The organism is Methylobacterium variabile (genome assembly GCF_001043975.1).
GTDB lineage: Bacteria > Pseudomonadota > Alphaproteobacteria > Rhizobiales > Beijerinckiaceae > Methylobacterium > Methylobacterium variabile.
Genome location: NZ_LABY01000080.1, coordinates 1 through 15,908, shown reverse-complemented (window position 1 = coordinate 15,908; position 15,908 = coordinate 1). Strand labels below are relative to the sequence as shown.

Annotated in this window: 18 protein-coding genes; 6 read left to right on the top strand and 12 right to left on the bottom strand. The window is 67.6% G+C overall.

Annotated elements, in window-relative coordinates; genetic code table 11:
* Window positions 1-1,052: 1,052 nt before the first annotated feature.
* The 10 genes from VQ02_RS12545 to VQ02_RS37005 all read right to left on the bottom strand — a co-directional run bounded on the left by VQ02_RS12545 (window position 1,053) and on the right by VQ02_RS37005 (window position 9,464).
* Window positions 1,053-1,433 (bottom strand): hypothetical protein, encoded by a 381-nt coding sequence (locus tag VQ02_RS12545; protein ID WP_048444531.1) that lies wholly within the window; start codon window positions 1,431-1,433, stop codon window positions 1,053-1,055.
* A gap of 232 nt (window positions 1,434-1,665) precedes the next feature.
* Window positions 1,666-2,301 (bottom strand): c-type cytochrome, encoded by a 636-nt coding sequence (locus VQ02_RS12540; protein WP_048444530.1) that lies wholly within the window; start codon window positions 2,299-2,301, stop codon window positions 1,666-1,668.
* A gap of 105 nt (window positions 2,302-2,406) precedes the next feature.
* Window positions 2,407-3,111 carry a copper-binding protein gene (locus tag VQ02_RS12535; RefSeq protein WP_048444529.1) on the bottom strand — a complete coding sequence of 235 codons (705 nt, stop codon included), beginning with the start codon at window positions 3,109-3,111 and terminating at the stop codon, window positions 2,407-2,409.
* A gap of 71 nt (window positions 3,112-3,182) precedes the next feature.
* Window positions 3,183-3,467 carry a copper-binding protein gene (locus tag VQ02_RS12530; protein WP_048444562.1) on the bottom strand — a complete coding sequence of 95 codons (285 nt, stop codon included), beginning with the start codon at window positions 3,465-3,467 and terminating at the stop codon, window positions 3,183-3,185.
* 172 nt (window positions 3,468-3,639) lie between these two features.
* Window positions 3,640-5,061, bottom strand: a complete 1,422-nt coding sequence (locus VQ02_RS12525; RefSeq protein ID WP_048444528.1) for a multicopper oxidase family protein — start codon at window positions 5,059-5,061, stop codon at window positions 3,640-3,642.
* Window positions 5,062-5,093: 32 nt separating this feature from the next.
* On the bottom strand, window positions 5,094-6,638 hold the full coding sequence (locus VQ02_RS12520) for a TolC family protein (protein ID WP_156295496.1): 1,545 nt from the start codon (window positions 6,636-6,638) through the stop codon (window positions 5,094-5,096).
* Between the two features lie 62 nt (window positions 6,639-6,700).
* Window positions 6,701-7,009, bottom strand: coding sequence for a hypothetical protein (locus VQ02_RS12515; protein WP_048444561.1), 309 nt, complete (start codon window positions 7,007-7,009; stop codon window positions 6,701-6,703).
* Between the two features lie 181 nt (window positions 7,010-7,190).
* A complete protein-coding gene (locus tag VQ02_RS40010) occupies window positions 7,191-7,712 on the bottom strand; it encodes a hypothetical protein (protein ID WP_425339898.1) in 522 nt (173 codons plus the stop codon).
* A gap of 806 nt (window positions 7,713-8,518) precedes the next feature.
* Entirely contained in the window at window positions 8,519-8,890 is a 372-nt protein-coding gene (locus VQ02_RS12500) for a DUF305 domain-containing protein (RefSeq protein WP_048444525.1), read from the bottom strand.
* A 340-nt stretch (window positions 8,891-9,230) separates the two neighbouring features.
* Entirely contained in the window at window positions 9,231-9,464 is a 234-nt protein-coding gene (locus tag VQ02_RS37005) for a hypothetical protein (RefSeq protein ID WP_157080604.1), read from the bottom strand.
* A 647-nt stretch (window positions 9,465-10,111) separates the two neighbouring features.
* Between VQ02_RS37005 and VQ02_RS12490 the strand changes: the two genes are divergently transcribed.
* The 4 genes from VQ02_RS12490 (at window position 10,112) to VQ02_RS12475 (ending at window position 13,644) form a co-directional block, all read left to right on the top strand.
* Window positions 10,112-10,459 carry a hypothetical protein gene (locus tag VQ02_RS12490; RefSeq protein WP_048444523.1) on the top strand — a complete coding sequence of 116 codons (348 nt, stop codon included), beginning with the start codon at window positions 10,112-10,114 and terminating at the stop codon, window positions 10,457-10,459.
* 24 nt (window positions 10,460-10,483) lie between these two features.
* Window positions 10,484-12,142, top strand: a complete 1,659-nt coding sequence (locus VQ02_RS12485; RefSeq protein WP_048444522.1) for an ISL3 family transposase — start codon at window positions 10,484-10,486, stop codon at window positions 12,140-12,142.
* A 300-nt stretch (window positions 12,143-12,442) separates the two neighbouring features.
* Entirely contained in the window at window positions 12,443-12,997 is a 555-nt protein-coding gene (locus VQ02_RS12480; protein WP_197093094.1) for a sigma-70 family RNA polymerase sigma factor, read from the top strand.
* Window positions 12,994-13,644, top strand: a complete 651-nt coding sequence (locus tag VQ02_RS12475; RefSeq protein ID WP_048444520.1) for an NrsF family protein — start codon at window positions 12,994-12,996, stop codon at window positions 13,642-13,644. Before VQ02_RS12480 ends, VQ02_RS12475 begins: the two co-directional genes overlap by 4 nt.
* 66 nt (window positions 13,645-13,710) lie before the next feature.
* Here the strand turns inward: VQ02_RS12475 and VQ02_RS39090 are convergent, their stop codons facing one another.
* The gene (locus tag VQ02_RS39090) at window positions 13,711-14,547 is read right to left on the bottom strand and encodes a DUF6036 family nucleotidyltransferase (protein WP_245239709.1); all 837 of its coding nucleotides are present in this window, start codon (window positions 14,545-14,547) and stop codon (window positions 13,711-13,713) included.
* A gap of 59 nt (window positions 14,548-14,606) precedes the next feature.
* Window positions 14,607-14,999 (bottom strand): hypothetical protein, encoded by a 393-nt coding sequence (locus VQ02_RS35575; protein WP_157080603.1) that lies wholly within the window; start codon window positions 14,997-14,999, stop codon window positions 14,607-14,609.
* A 222-nt stretch (window positions 15,000-15,221) separates the two neighbouring features.
* Here VQ02_RS35575 and VQ02_RS12455 point away from each other — a divergent pair, with 222 nt between their 5' ends.
* Window positions 15,222-15,506 carry a hypothetical protein gene (locus VQ02_RS12455; protein ID WP_048444558.1) on the top strand — a complete coding sequence of 95 codons (285 nt, stop codon included), beginning with the start codon at window positions 15,222-15,224 and terminating at the stop codon, window positions 15,504-15,506.
* 135 nt (window positions 15,507-15,641) lie between these two features.
* On the top strand, window positions 15,642-15,908 hold a 267-nt coding region (locus tag VQ02_RS38710), incomplete at its 3' end, for a hypothetical protein (RefSeq protein WP_048444557.1).

Here is a 15,908-nt window from a genome sequence, read left to right as displayed (position 1 = left end):
AGAGCGGATCATCCTGATGTGTCACGACGGCTTCCCTCGGTGCGGCTCCTGCCGGAAGGGAGCACGCCTAGCCAGAGCGTCAAGTCTCGGCATTAAAGAATGAAAAATGCCGTCCATTGGAACGGCGAAAGGTCGCTGCGCGCGCGACTCAAGGTTAACTGAGGCATCGGATGGATAAGGATGACGTTGGGTTAGGCCACGATGCCTGCCGTCGTTTGCTCCAGCTATGTTCTTGCACGATGTCATCCTTGAGGTCCTGCTTGCCGGGTCCATCCACCATGGGCCATACGCACCTCCCGGACCACCCCGCCCTCGACGCCATGGTCCTGCTGGTTGACCAAGCACGGCGCAAGCTCCAGGCTGCTTTTTCCGCCGGCTACCCTTGCCGCGAAAGCCGGGCAGGCCAAGAAGAAGTGCGCCTACATCGCCAACCTCGGTAGTCGGACAAATGAGGAGGATCGGGGCGATGAAACGCTCCGTCCGGTCGCCATGCGAGACGGAACGTTGGGATCTGCGGCGGTCGTCGCCGCTCCATGCCGCCCTGACAGGCAAGCACGAAACGCGGATGTTTCTCCCGTGCAGGCCACCTCCCTCCCCTGCGCCGTCGACGCCGCCGACCACGAGTTCCTTGTGAGCCCGAACCCAACGACCTGTCCAAAGGCCTCGACGCCGCCGTCGAGGCATTCGCGGGCGACGTCTGGAAGCGCGCCAAACAGGAAGCCACCCCCCGTGTCGCGCGCGAGCGCGGCCGGGCCATCCGCGTCGCAGAGGACGACGGCGGCGAGCATCTGCTCTGCTTCGTCGAGCGGCTGCAGCCGACATCGACGCCCTTATCGCCCGCGCCGAGGCCGCCGAGGCCGATGGCAGGAGCGTCCAGACCTGCCTGACGACGTAATAGGTACCCTCGCCCGACCGGCCGATGCTTGCCGTGGCCTGGCTCCGCGGCCTGCCGAGCAGTGCCTTCCCGGGACGACCGGCGAACTGTTCTGCCTGACAGCCAACCACCTCGCCGACCGCAACCGCATGTGCCGCAGGCTCGCGAACCCAGTCAATCAAGCCTTTTTCGTGAACCGCGCGGACGCGGCCCTTCCGCCGACCTTCAACGAAACCGTCGCCACGACCTGGCTGGTTGCCGCGACGGGCAGCTTGCCCTGGACGCTGTTGGTGCCCGCTGGGCTCAGGTCAACCTTGTAGCTTTTGCCACCGACCAGCACCGTGGCGGTGCCTGAGATCTGTGACGCGGGAACGGGCTTGCGCATCTCGTCCAGGACGTAGACGGTTACATCGGCATCCTTCACCACGAGTTCCAACCATAGCTCCTGCGCCTCTTGCACGAGGCCGCCATGCGCGGCCTGGGGTGCCTCGCCATGGGCGAGGGCGGACCCGGATGCGAGGCCGAGGGCGAGCAACAACGGTATCGCGTATCTCTTCATCGTAGATCTCCATTTGCTCTTGTATTTGCCTGGTCGTTGGTCGCCCGTGTGGCCTTGGCCGTGGGAGACCACACGAGTCGGAGCGGCTTCCGACCAGTGCCCGTCCTGGTGCCCGATCCGGCAGCGAGCGTGTGCAACGACAGCGTGTTTGGGGGCTTCGGATCCGCCCTCACGGCGCCACCCGACTGGTGTGAGGCGACCTCAAGGGCTTTCGCGTGGCGGGCCGCGACGGTCAATGGCTGTGCTTGTGCCGCGCGCCGTCTGGCTGCGATGCGGTGGACGGCTGGTCGGTTCCCTTCGTACCTTCCGCTGGGGCGGTGCCATGGTTCATGCCGCCGTGGTCGCCTGCTGCCTGCGCCTGCATCCACATGTCGTTGTACTCGTCGTTGGACAGGCCCGGCATCTTCTGCAGCAACGCTACCGTCGCCCAAAGCATCTCGTCACCGTCACTCGCCATCGACGGCATGCCGCTCATCTTGATGCCGTTCTTCAGGATCCAGAACAGCTCGCCTGCGGTGTAGCGCCTCGTAGCCTCCTTGAGGTCGGGCGGCTCGGGGTACATGCCGTCGGCCACCTCGCTGCGCTTGGCGCCAGGTCCGCCGTGGCACGTGGCGCAATGCTCCGAAAAGTGTCCGACGGCTGACACGAGCTTGTCTTGCTCGTCGTAACCTGGGGGGGGCGCCAGACCAGCCGCATGCGCACGGATCGAGCGCACCCGTGCCTTCTCCAGCACCCACGTGGTCAGAGCCCAGTGGGGCTCAGTGGCCGCGACGTTGAAAACGCCTGCGTAGATCACGGCAGCAGCGGCGAAAGTCGCCAGGGCGCCGGCCGAGAGCAGCGTGAGAAGGACGATCTTGGCAGTTCGCATGAAAGTATCCTGGGTTAATGGGCCCGAGCCGGACTGCCAACGCGTCGGGTGCAGGATGCCGTCGGCAGAACCGGGTTGAGTGCGCGCTCGATGTCCTCCGTCGCCTCATCGCGCCTTCTGGATGCGCGTGATGGCGAGTTGCCCATTCACCCGGTCGGCGGAGAACCGGACCCGGTCCCCGGCCTTCACTCCCTTCAGGATGGCGGGGTCGGCAACCCGGTAGGCCATGGTCATGGCGTCCATGTCGATGTTCGGGATGCGCTCGTGGTCCAGCGTGACCTTGCCGGCGGCTTCGTCGACCTTCTGGACGGTCCCGCTCACGAGAGGCGTGTTGGCAGGGGGCTGGGCTGCGGCAGGTTTGGGCGGCGGCGCGGGAGAAGGAGACGCAGGCTGGCGCGAGCCGCCCGCCTGGGCTTGGCGGTCCAGCGGGCCCTCGCCGGAAGGCGTCTGGTTCGGCTGTGACCGGTAATCCGATTGCCGGCTCCGGACTTGCCACTCCTTGAGAGCGTCGATCTTCTGCTGCTGCTCGTCCTGGATCTTCTGCGCCGTCTCGCGCAACTGCCGGTCGCCGCCGTATTCGAGCTGTGCCTTGGCGAGGAAGAGTGTCTGCTCGTAGCTCGCGATCAGGAGTTCGGCGAAGTCCCGGTCCGGATCGCCAGTCAGCTTCAGGTTCCTGAAGCGGTCGGCCATGACCTCGCGCACACGCTCAATTGCGGCCGGGGCGCCCTTGGCGGGTTGGGCCCAGGCCGCCCCCGAGAGCGGGCTTGCCAACACCAAGCTCACGGCAGCCGACAGGAATAGATGTCGCATGTGATTTCCTCTACGGCAGGGGCCTGCCGCGCGGCATCGTGCGTGTCCGCGCGGCGGGCCGGTTCGGGGCGCTACTTGGCTTTCCGAATCTTCGTGACAGTGTACTGACCGTCGGCCTCGTCGACCTCGAATTCGATCTTGTCCCCGGACTTCAGATCCTTGAGCATCACCGGATCCTTGACCTTGTAGGCCATGGTCATGGCGTCCATGTCGAGCTTCGGGATGCGCTCGTGGTCCAGCGTGACCTTGCCAGCCGCCTGGTCTACCTTCGTGACCGTGGCCTTGACGGATTGCGCCCAGGCCGGGCCCGCCAGGGCCAGCAGCGCGGCGAGGGCGTAGAGAGGTATCTGCCTCATCGTGTTCTCCTGATGGTCGCTGTGCCGCTGCACGGGCACCTCTTGAGGGGCCGTGGCGAGGCCCGTGCAGCGGCTTTCGGGGGACTAGGTCCGCCCGAACCCGTCCGCCAGTGCGCGCCCGCGTTAGGGCACCGTCGTGGCAGAAGCCTGGAAGACATCCGGCATCGCCGGCTCAGTGGTTTCCGTGACCGCCCGGGTTGGCGGCCGTCCGACGCTTTCGCGGGTCGACCACGCGCAGGTCGGTCTCACGCGCGCGCTTGCCACGCGGAGTATTTGGATCGCGGCTAGGCTCGGGTAGGGGCTCGCCAGTCCACTCGTAGGCCTGCGTACCCGGCGGATGCTGATACCAGCCCGGGTCCCTATAGTCGCCTGGCGCCACGTCCGGGCGGACCTTCAGCACGGTGAACATGCCCCCCATCTCGACCGAGCCGAACGGACCGGTACCGGTCATCATCGGCAGCGTGTTCTCGGGCAACGGCATCTCCATCTCGGCCATGGCGCCCATGCCGGTCGAACCCATGGGCATGTAGCCCGGCGCGATCCTCTGAATCCGCTTAGCCGTGCTCTTTAGGTTCACGCCGATGTATGTGCGCACCGAGTGGCCCATGGCGTTCATGGTATGGTGCGACTTGTGGCAGTGGACCGCCCAGTCACCGAGTGCGTCGGCGTTGAACTCGATGGCCCTCATCTGACCTACGGCCACATCGGCGGACACCTCGTACCATTGCCGCTCGGGCGGGATCCAGCCGCCGTCCGTACCCGAGACGTGGAAATCGACCCCGTGAACGTGGATGGGGTGGTTAGTCATGGTGAGGTTGCCGAAGCGCATGCGCACCTTGTCGCCCTGGCGCGCGACCATGGGATCGATGCCCGGCCAGACACGGCTGTTGAAGCACCACATGTTCATATCGAGCATCGTGTTGACCTTAGGCACGTACGACCCGGCCTCGATATCGTAGGCGTTCAGGAGCCAGACGAAGTCGCGGTCGACCCGCCGCTCGGCTGGGTCGCGCGGATGCACGACGAAGAAGCCCATCATGCCCATCGCCATCTGGACCATCTCGTCCGAGTGCGGGTGGTACATGAAGGTGCCCGAGCGCCTCAGGATGAACTCGTAGACGAAGGTCTTGCCGGTCGGGATGCCGGGCTGGTTGAGCCCGGCGACGCCGTCCATGCCGTTGGGCAGCGTCTGGCCGTGCCAATGCACGGAAGTCGCCTCCGGCAACCGGTTGGTGACGAAGATGCGCACCTTGTCGCCCTCGACGGCCTCGATGGTCGGACCCGGCGACTGTCCGTTGTAACCCCAGAGATGGGCCTTCATGCCCGGTGCCATCTCGCGTACGACGGGCTCCGCTACGAGGTGGAACTCCTTCCAGTCCCCGCGCATGCGCCACGGAAGGGTCCAGCCATTCAGCGTCACCACCGGATTGTAGTCGACGCCGGTGGTGGGCACGAGCGGCGGCTGCGTCGTCGCCTTGTCCATCGAGGGCGCCTCGGGCAGGCCGGCGGCCTGCACGCGCCCGCTGATCATCGACGTCCCTGCGAGGACCAGTCCGCCGGCCCCGAGCAGGTTCCTCCGCGAAATCTCAGTCATTGGTCTCTCCATGTGTCTCGTGCGAGGTGGCGTCAGCCGCCCGGGGTTGCGGCTGCGAGGGTCTCGCCCCCGCCGCCGGCAACCCCCTCGACGCCTGCGCTCTCGCCGCCGAACCCCTCTCCGCTGAAGCCGCCGCCTATCACGGCCGCCCTGAGGTCGGTCGCCGCGATCCAGAAGTCGCGTTGGGCTTCGATGGCCTGGATGTTGCTCAGGATCCGGGACCGGGCGTCGATGATCAGGGTGGTGACATCGATCAGCATTCCGCTGTACTGCAACAGCGCTTGGTCCTGGATCGTCTTGCGCAGGGGCAGCACGCTGCCCTGGTAGTGGCGGGTGATGTCGTACTGGCCGCGATAGCGCTGGTAGGCCTCGCGCACCTCCGAGCGGGCGTTGACCGCCTTCTCAGCGAGACGGTGGGCAGCGCCGAGGTATGCCTCCCGCGCACCGCGCACCACCGTCGTCCCAAAGTCGTAGATGGGGATGACGAGGTCGACGGAGTAGCCGCGCCCGAAGCTCTTGTCGCGCGTGACGTTGAAGCCGCCCTGCTCGTTCGGCTCGAATGCCTTCGAGCGATCGAAGCGATCGGAATATCCGACATCAAGCACGTTGATGAAGCCGCTGACCTGGTTGAGGCCGTACTGGCCCGCGAGCGACTGGAGTTCGAAGCGCGCCGTCTGGATGTCCGCCCGCTTCTTGATCGCCTCGGCCTCGATTAGGGTGCCGCTCACCAACCGGCCCGGCAGCGCCGGCAGACTGTTCGGGAGCTTGAAGTCGATCTCGCGTCCCCAGAGGCCAAGCAGGCGGATCAGTTTCTCGCGCTCGACCCGCTGCAAGACGCGGGCTTTGGCCAGCTGCGCTCCGAGTTCGCTGTAGAAAGCGTGCTCGCGCGCCTGTTCCAGCTTGTTCAAGGCGCCCGTCTCACCGAGCTGCTTGGCCAGGGTGGACGCGGAGCCGGCGCTCGCGAGCGCCTGCTCCAGGTAGGCGATGGACTGGTTCGCCGACACGGTCCGGTAGAACTGGCGCCGGGCCTCGCCGGCGAGCCGCAGCACCTGTCCGACCGCGCGGTACTGCTCCGCCCTGAAACGGTTCTGCGCGATGGGTATGCGGACGGGCAGCGTCAGGAGTTCGATAAGGCTCGCGGCCACCGAGCGCTCGATCTCCAGCGTGAAATCGCCCCCGGTACGGCTGAGAGAGAGCCGCGGGACTGGCGGCAGGGTCGCCTGGACGAACTCGGCTTCCGACACGCCTAGGTCGTTGAAGGACGCTTGCAGGGCGCGGTTCTTCAGTAAGGCGACCTGAACCGCGCCGTCGGGCGTCAACGGGCGCCGCAGCAGTTGCTCTGCACGCGTCGCTGCGCCCGCCGCGGCGGTCTCGTCGGAGACTTTCACGATGCCCTTCCTCAGCTCCAGAGCGGCATAGCTGTGCGCCGGGCCGAGCCCACCGTCGGCCGAGAAGCCCAAGCAGCCGCCGAGCGGCACCCCGACGACCGCCAGCAGGGCGGCCGCCCGGGCGCGGCGGCCGAGCGACGCTTCGGCTCCCCAGCATGCGCCGGACCAGCGAGTCTGAGCCGAGGTCATCCGTGAGTTTCCTTTGAGGCCTAGTCCGGCGGCGAGCTGGGATTGGTTACAGGGGCGGCGCATCATCGCCCTCCCGTGTCGCGCCTGCCGCCCATGCCGGGCATGTTCATGCCGGGCATCCGGGAGTAGTCCATGCCCTCCATGCCGCCCGAGCCTGGCTTCGGCGTCACCGCGCGGTTGAGTTCGCGCCAGTCCTTGGGATCGACCACGTCGTAGCGCGCCACGCCGGCGGTGACCGCGGAGTAGTGCGGCGCGCGCACGGCGACGGCGGGGTTGGCGGGCAGGACGAGCCAGTCCGGCGCGGCGGTGGGCACGCAGGCCGCAAGCGGCAGGGCCGTGAGCGCCACGGCCGGCTTGAGGAGGTTGAGCATCGGCTTGGATCCCGAACGGGGGCTGGCGGCCGCGACGGTAGGCGCGGACCGGCGGACAGGGGGGGGGGCGAAGGCGCGGCTGTGCCGACGATGCGGGGCACGGCCTTGTGCAGGAAGGGGCCTGGTCAGGGCTCGGCCGGAGGCGGCGTACGGGAGCGGGCGGGCGGCGCGCCCGCCGCGGTCAGGCGCGGTACCTGGGTGGCCGCTCGATGCGCAGGGGACGCGGCTCGGCGACGCCGTCCTGCTGGGCCAGGCCGAGGGTCTCGGAGGGACGCAGGCTCAGCGCGTCGCCCGACCAGGGCGCGTCCGGCACGGCTGCCTGGCAGGCCAGGGGACAGCAGGTCGCCATGCAGCCCGCCGCACGCTTGTGATGACTGTGCGCGCCAGGAGACTGCTGGTGACCAGGGCCGGCGGAGGCGTCTGCCGCGGCACCCGGACTGGAGAGCGTGCCGGTTCCGTGCTCCGCTTGAAGGGAGACCCCGGACGACGCATCATCGTTGCCTGCACGCGCATGATGATGACGATGGTGCGCGTGGGGCTCTGACGCCTTGAGGGCAACCCCCAAGTGGTCGGCGGCGGCATGCCGCATCATCGTGCATGGCACTGCCGGGGCGATGGCAACCGCCACCGCCAGAATGGCGAACACCACTGCGCGAAGACGTGCCAAGGACCGTGTGACCCTATGCGAACTCGGTGCGACCATCGCACGGATGGACTGGACCGGCAACGCACGAACACCTTAATTTAAGATGAGCTCGGATTGGTCCGCGTTGCTGTTGGAAATCGGCCACAGGTCGTACTCGCGCGGCGGACGACAGACGTCCGGCCTTCGGCTGGGCTTTATCTTGACGCGGTTCTCGGCGACCCGCGACGTGGCCATTTCACGCCGCGCGCGAGTGCTTGCGCCTGCGGCCTGGGCGGCTGGCAACGGCAAGGATCTCGCCGGAGTGCCACCGGAGTGCCAGGGAGGTTGGCGGATCAATGGAGCGCCGACACCTCCGGCAGAAAGCCGCCCTTTCCTGAAGCCGATTGCAAGGGGGTTGTCTGCTGGGAACCCGCCTACGAAGCTCGGTGCCGCCCAAGCTCAAGACGTAGCAAGCGCGGCATCAGGCACGCGAGCCTGGATACAAGGGCAACAGGCGGCCCTTCCTTGTATGGAGCGCCACGAAGGAGCCGCGGGAAGCAGGCCGAACGGCCGAGGCATGTTCGAACCCAACTCGCAACGCCCCGTGACGCCGCCCAGCCGCTCCCGACCTTCTGCCGCGTCCGTGGTTGCTTTCGGTGGCAGGTAGAAGCGGTTCGGCGGGTCCACCTGGTCCGGACGTACTCGGATGCCAGCTAATTCTTGCGCGCCGACGCGAACGAACGCAACAGACGCTCACCCTCCATCCGTTCGCAAACCCGCGAGAAGTCGCGCCGCACGCGGTGGATTTCGTTGACGCTATTGCACTAGTCGGGGCATTTTCCCAACTAGTCTTTGGGCCGATGCCGATTGAAGGATAGACTATTTTATTTATCCTTCCGGATTTTGGCCTGGATTTCGCGCAGACTCTTCTCGTTTTCGTCCTTCGTCTTCCGAGCTTCCTTCACGACCGTCTCGTCCTTGGAGTGCTTGATGGCGGCCTCGGACATGTCCACCGCCCCCTGGTGGTGAGCCGCCATGCCCTTCATCCAAGCCAGATCGGGGTCGGGATCCATCATTCCCTGCATCATCGCCTTGTTCATCTTTTCCATGGCCTCCATGGAGCCCTTCTGCAGAGGCCCCATGTTCTTCATGTCCAGACCGGGCATGGACGCGCCGTGGCTGCCTTGGGCAAGCAACGGAGTTGCGCCGGAAGCCATGATTGCCATGGCAAGGAGTGCAGTACTCACAGCCTTCATTCGAGCCTCTCTCTTCGCTTACCCTACTGGGGTATAATAGGTTGGAATGGGTCGGGTTCGCCGTTCCGTCGCGCTTTACTCCTACGGTCCGGGTCCCTGCTGAGCCCGATCTCATCCGATGCCCAGCCGGACGGCGTGCCTGGCTGACCACCCGCGCAAGGCAGCCGCGGTCCGGGGCGATGCTATGGGACCGCTGCGCTTCCGGCGAGCGCGCTCCGCCCGGTCCGGGCGGGGTGCACCCGCCGACGGACATCTCGCCTGTGTTTGGCGGAGTACCCGTCGCCGGGAAAGACCCATACCGTGGGGCGAAATCGCGGTCAGTTAGGTTTCGCTTCCCGGGTCAGTGACGCTCTTCGCCGTGATGGCCGCCCTCGTACACGACCTCGCGATGCTCCTCTCGATGGCCCGGTTCGCCATGGTGACCTAGCGTCTTCCTGTGCTCGATGACGTGTTCGTGGGGCTCCGCGCCATGGCGGTCGGCATGAGCGGCTCCGACTTCGTCGAGCGCTCGCGCCGGACCTGCCGCGGACCCGAACGCGGCCGCGGCGAGCACGAGAACACCGATCTGCAACATTCTCGACATCTCCTCACCTCCATCTTCGCTCGGAGGACTGAGGAACGCGCCTAGCCCCGCATACGATCCGGGGGTATATGAGCATTTTTTGGCTAATCGAATTTCAGCGTGGAAGTGCGTGTCGGTTCCGCACCCTGCACCGAACTGTCATGCCGTGTCCCGGGCCGCGCGACCGGCCGGGCGACAAGCCCCAGCCGATGGCGCAGACCCAGACGACGCATCGCGTACCCTGCCTGCCTCGCAGCCTGCAGGGGGCCCGGGATCCGGTGCAAGCTCCGGATGCGGGCGGCGGACGCCAAGGGCCGCCGCTTTGATCGCCCGGTGGAGGTCCGCCCATCCTTCCGCACGCCGCGGCAGCACCGCCGTGGGCCAGTTCCGATCCTTCCATAGGCCGGAGACGACCTCGTGCGTGAAGAGCGGCAGAAACTCCTTGATGCCGTGTGCCACGGCCAGACCTCGGCGGCCGACGCGTAGGCGTCGGGCATCGGATGCGTCATGTTACAAATGGTGGTGGAGTAGCCGTCCCAGACTTGGCGCACTGCAATGCCGGCCAAGCCGCAGCGGCGCTTGAGCATGGCGCCGAATACGCGTGGTGCCCAGTGGTTCGGCAGGCGGTTGAGCCGCCTGTTCCGTCCGGCCGAGCGCAGGTGGCAGAGGCCGCGCTCCAGAACCGCCTCGCCGCAGCCCCAGACGCGGGCGAGCGCCAGCGCCTGCCCCACGGCCGCAGCCAGGGTTTCGCGCACCTGCTCGGCGCCGGCCTCCGGCGGCACGGCGAGCCGGACCAGCCGGTGGTAGAGGAACTTGGCGTCCCGCAGGTCAGCTGGGTCGGCACCCGGCGCCACCTCGACGACGGACAAGCCGATCCAATCCAGGTTGAGGTGAATGCCGAGCGCCCGACCCGGCACGGCGGGTACGGGTGGGATTGCCCCGGATCGGTGGTTCTTGCTCACTTTGCGTGGATGGCGGTGGATCGCCTCGGGCCGATGATGGTCTGATCCGCCCTCCCCATCGTGGGAGGCATGAACATTCCCTACGCCATCCCCGAGTGCCGCGTTGCGCATCTCGTCGAACGACACCACGATCACCTCGTCGTCCCGGTGCGACTGGACGCAGCCACAGGCTGCTGCCCAGAGTGCGGGCATGCGAGCCGGTCCGTCCATAGCCGCTATCACCGCCAGCCCGCCGATCTGCCGCTGTCAACATCGCAGACCAAGCTCCGCATCGAGGTGCGGCGGTTCTACTGCCTCAACCCGACCTGCCGACGCCGCATCTTCGCGAAGACGCCTACGGACCTCCTCGCACCGCACGCCCGGCGCACGCGGCGGCTTGGCGAGGCGCAGGCTAGGGTCGGCCTCGCCTGCGGCGGGGCAGGCGGCGCGCGTCTTCTCGCGCACCTCCACATGCCGGCAAGCCGCGCGACCGTGCTGCGGCTCGTCACCCGCATGCCGATGCCCGACACGCCGGCTCCCATCCGGGTCGGTATCGACGACTGGGCGATCAGGAAGGGCAGCCGTTACGGCACGATCGTCGTCGACCTCGACCGTCACCGCGTCGTCGATCTCCTCCCGGATCGCACGGCACCCACGGTGGCCGGCTGGCTCGAACGGCACTCCAGCGTCGCACTCGTCGCCTGGGATCGCTCGACGGAGTATGCCCGAGGCGCAAGCCTCGGCGCTCCCCAGGCGCAGCAGGTCGCCGATCGCTGGCACCTGCTCACCAACATGCGGCAGGCCGTCGAACGCTGGCTCCACGGCGCCCATGCCCGGTTGCGCAGCCTGCCGCTCCTCCCTGGCTCGACCGTTCGTCCCGCCCGGCGCAACCGCGCCTTTGCCCGCTCTACGACGGAGTTGGAAGCGGCGGCACAGAGCCGGATGCGATGGCAGGTTGTCTACGACGAGGTCCGCCATCGGCACGCCGCCGGAAAGCCCCTGCTCGCGATCGCCCGTGCCCTGGGGCTGGCTCGTGCGACGGTGCGCAAGTATGCCAGCGCCGAGACGTTCCCGGCGCGGTTGCCTCACGGTGCCGGGCCGAGCCTGCTTGATCCGCACGTCGCATACTTGGCGGGACGGATCGACGAGGGCAGCGAGAACGCCATGGCCCTGTGGCGCGAGATCCGGGAGCAGGGCTATCCGGGGACGAGCCGGCAGGTGCATCGCTTCGTCGCCGAGCGCCGGACGAGGCCGGTCCGATCAGGCCGCAAGCCCCGCAGTGCCAAGGCTTCCGCTTCGGAGCCGCCTGGATCGGAAACCCTGTTGCCGCCAGCACGGCAGCTGGCGTGGCTGCTCGTGCAGCCGACCTCGGTGTTGAATGAGAGCGAAGCGGCTGTGGTGAGCCGCGTCGAGCAGGACGACACCGCCCGGGCCGTCACGGGGCTGGCCCGCCGCTTCACCGCACTCGTGCGCGCCGCCGGGAAGGGCAATCCCGTGGCCGATGATCGGGACGCCGCTGCAGACATCGAGGCTTGGATCACGAAGGCCCGAACCTGTGAGGCTCCTGCGATCGCGACGTTCGCCTCAGGATTGGAGGCGGACATCGCTGCCGTCCGGGCTGCTCTCATGGAGCCATGGAGTAGCGGCCAGGCTGAAGGCCAGGTCAACCGGCTCAAGCTCATCAAGCGCCAGTGCTACGGACGGGCAGGCCTCAATCTCCTGAAGCGCCGCATGGTTCTGGCCGCATAATCCACGTAAAACGAGCAAGAACCAGAAACGGGGCAATCCCATGTAACCAGTCGCCCGTTTCCTACGGATTGCTCCTGGCGGGCAATCAGTTCAAGATGGGCGGCCGGACGACCGCGACTGCTGTTGTCGTCCAGCCGCCCCGCCTGTCCCAGGTCGGTAGGGCGCTGGCGTCCCTAGGCTGCACGGGCTGCTGGACGCTTGTCCTGGGGCTGCATGCTCGGATCGGACGCGACGCGTGCCGCGGTGACGTGCAATTGCCGGGTCGGACGCGACTTCCGCGGGTCGGCCGAGAGAGGCCTCTTGATCAGTCAGGAAAACGAGTTGCGGGCATTGCTGTCGTCCGGCCTGGCCGGAAGTGCGGCGGATTACCGGGCGTTTCTGGAGCGGCTCGGTCCGCACCTGAGGGCCTACTTCAAGGGCAAGCTCGCCCGCTCCGGACGCGCAGCGCCGGAAGCGGAGGATCTCGTCCAGGAGACGCTGATGGCGGTTCACACCCGACGGCACACCTACGATGTCGGCCAGCCGGTCACGCCCTGGCTTTACGCCATCGCTCGCTACAAACTCATCGACCATTTGAGGCGTACGCGCGCTTCGCTCGCCGACGTGCCTGTCGAGGACGCGGGGGAACTGGTCGCGCGCGACGACCACGTCGCAGTCGAGAGCACGCTCGACATCGAGCGCCTGCTTGGTCGCCTTCCGGGCAAGATGCAACAGGCGATCCGGGCCATGAAGGTGGAAGGCTTGAGCGTGGCCGAGGCAGCGACGCGCTCCGGCATGTCGGAATCGGCCATCAAGGTCAGCGTCCACCGCGGATTGAAGGCGATGGCCGCCTTGGCAGGAGGCAGACGGGAATGAAGACCGACGAACTCATTGGCTTGCTTGGCGCGAGCTTCGCCAGCGAGCCTGCCAAGTCCCCCAACCTGCTGAGGCGGATCGCGCTTTGGGCCGCGGCCGGGGCTGCAGGGGTGCTTTGCCTGGCCCTCCTCGCGTTGGGCGTCCGGTCGGACTTGGGCGAAGGGCGGGCACTCACCTTCCTGCTGGCGAAGCTGGCCTTCGCCTTCGCCGTCGGAGGCCTGGCCTTGCGCTACCTGGGCCGCATCGCTCGCCCCGGGGGCGAGAGGAGGGTGAACCTCGGGATTGTGGCCCTGCCATTCGCGGCGGTCATGGTCCTCGCTGCCTTCAGTCTCGCCAGCGCGCCCCCGGCCCATTGGGGGACCATGCTCACCGGCCATATGTGGCTCGAATGCCTCGTCTCCATCCCGGCGATTGCGGTGGTCCCCTTCGCGACCCTGACGTGGGCAGTCCGGAAGTTTGGCGCACCGACGGACCTCGTCCGGGCCGGAGCCTTGGTGGGGCTTGCGTCGGGAGGCGTGAGCGCGATGGGCTACGCGATCCACTGCATGGACGACACCGTACCGTTCGTGGCGGTTTGGTACGGCGGCACGATCGCCCTTTGCACGCTGGCGGGCGCGCTTCTCGGGCCTCGCCTGATGCGCTGGTGAGGCGATTGAGCCGCCCGCTCGGGGCCGGACCACTTCAGTCGCGTCGCGGTCTTCGAGGGATGCGGGTCAGTCCGGGGGTGCCCAGTTCGGTCGCGGGTACCCGGAGAGGTCACCTCGTCGCGCGGCGCGGACGCGCGGATGTGTGTCCCACACCTCCCGGGGCAGCGCCTTCCCGTCGATCAGGAAGGCGCTCGTTCCGTCCTGCGCAACGACGGCCGGGCCGAGAGGATTGTCGAGGACATCGTAGAGCCCGGCCGCTTCGTTCCAGGCGCGGACCGAAACCGAACGCCCCTCGTCCATGAGGAAGGCGCAGTGCGTCTCGGCGGGATGGGACGGCACGGCTGCCGCTGTCCGCACGGGTCCGGCGGGCGTGCTCTCGCGGGGCGTGGGAAGGCCGGCGAGGAAGGCGAGCGCACGCCGTGCCGGAAGCTCCTCGAGCCCACATTCCGCCATGCGGGCCTCGATGACGGCAAGGTCGAGAGGCCGGGCCCGGTGGTAGGCCGCGATGTAGTCCCTGTCCTTGTCGGCGAGGCGAGCGAGCTTGGAAACGATCAGGTCCTCCGGCCCGGGAGCCACCACCGTCACGGTCGCCGTGCCGTGGCCACTCACCTCCCGGACCACCGCGCGCGAGGGCCACGAGGGCGGCAGGCGGGCGGTGCGGTCGTCGACGCCGTCGATGTAGAAACCGTGCGCCGTGTGGAAGAGCGAGCCCTCGCCGAAGAAGACGGAGATCTCCTCGGATGCCTCCGCGAGGTCGTCGTCCTGGGCGGCCTCCCAGGCCCGAGCGTTGGCAGGATAGGCATCGATCTCGGGCGACATGCACATCGTGACCGGTGCGCCGGGCCAGCCCACGAGGATGCCCTGGCTGCCGACGACCACCACGGTGCGGGTCTTGAAGTGCAACGCCAGTGAACGGGCGGTGCGGTCCAGGTCCGCGACTGTCCTGATATCAAGGGGACATTTCACGTCGGTGCGGAGAAGCCTTGGCGACCGGCATGCGTCGCCCGTTGAGCGGCCGCCCCTTTGCGTGCAAGGCGCCAAATCCGCTTTCGGACGTTTGGGTCGCGCACAAACGACACACCCTCTCCTTCCAGGAACGGCGAGGAGAGCCGAAGCCGCTGCATGCCTTCGTCCCGTCGGGTGAGGAGTTGCCGGATCGTCCCGGGTGGCTGCCCGAGGATCTCGCGCCATTCGGATACGAAGGTGCGCTCGGGGTAGGCCGCCTCAAGCCGCATGACAGCCATCTTGGCGCTATCGAGGATGCCCGGATCGTGCGCGAGCCGACGCGCCACGAGCCGATGGATCATCAGCTTGGCACGATCGTTCACGACTTCCCTGTTCACCTCGGGACGCACGGGATGCCTCTGAAGCCACGCGTGTTTCGGAGCGAGGGCATTATGCCCGACACCCGGGAACCCGACAACGTCGGAATCGAGGCCCGGTTCGACTTCCACAAGGCCTTGGTTCGCCGCGGACGCGGGTCCCCGCACAGGTCCTCTGTAACGCATCATCCGCGGGTCCCGAAGTCGTCGGTAGCGGCGCCGTCAAGGCATACGCGAACGACGATGGAGCATACGATGAAGTACATCCTTGCGACCTTGGTGGCCTCCACCATCATGGCAGGCGGCGCTGGGGCGCACCCGAGGCTGCCCGGCGAGGCCGTTCCTTTGGCGGGCTGGAGCGTCCTGGAAGGCGCGACGGGAGCCGCGCCCGAGGCGACGGGGAGCCTCGGGCGCATTTGGGAGGGGCGCGATGCCCAAGGACGGGACCTGAGGAGCAGCACGCGCGGGAATGCCCAGTTCCCCGAGCGCCCCACCGCGGCCCAGAACCTCGGCACCACTTCGGGCGGACCCGCGTTCTGATCACCGTCGTGCAGGTCGCGGTGACGGATGTAACTTGCGGGGCTGCGCCCGCGAACTTGTATTCGTCGGGCTTGTCGCGAGCCCGGCGCGTCCGGGGCTAGGCAAAGCCCCCGAACAGTGGGATCCTGGGAGCGGATGTCGATCCGATCCGCCATAGCGCGCCTGCTCACGGCTCTTGCCGTGCTCGGCCTTGTCGCAGGGGCGTCCGTCGCCCCCGCGCAGGCGCGCGCCCTTCCGGGCGGGACCGTCCACTGGGACGTGGCGAACCAACCGGACCGCGTCGCGACGCCAAACGTCGCACCGATGCCCGACGACATGCCGTGTTGCGATCCCGAGCCCTCAAACCCGGACTGCCGCGACACCAAGACCTGCCCCTTCGCCGCGACGTGCGCCGCGAAGATC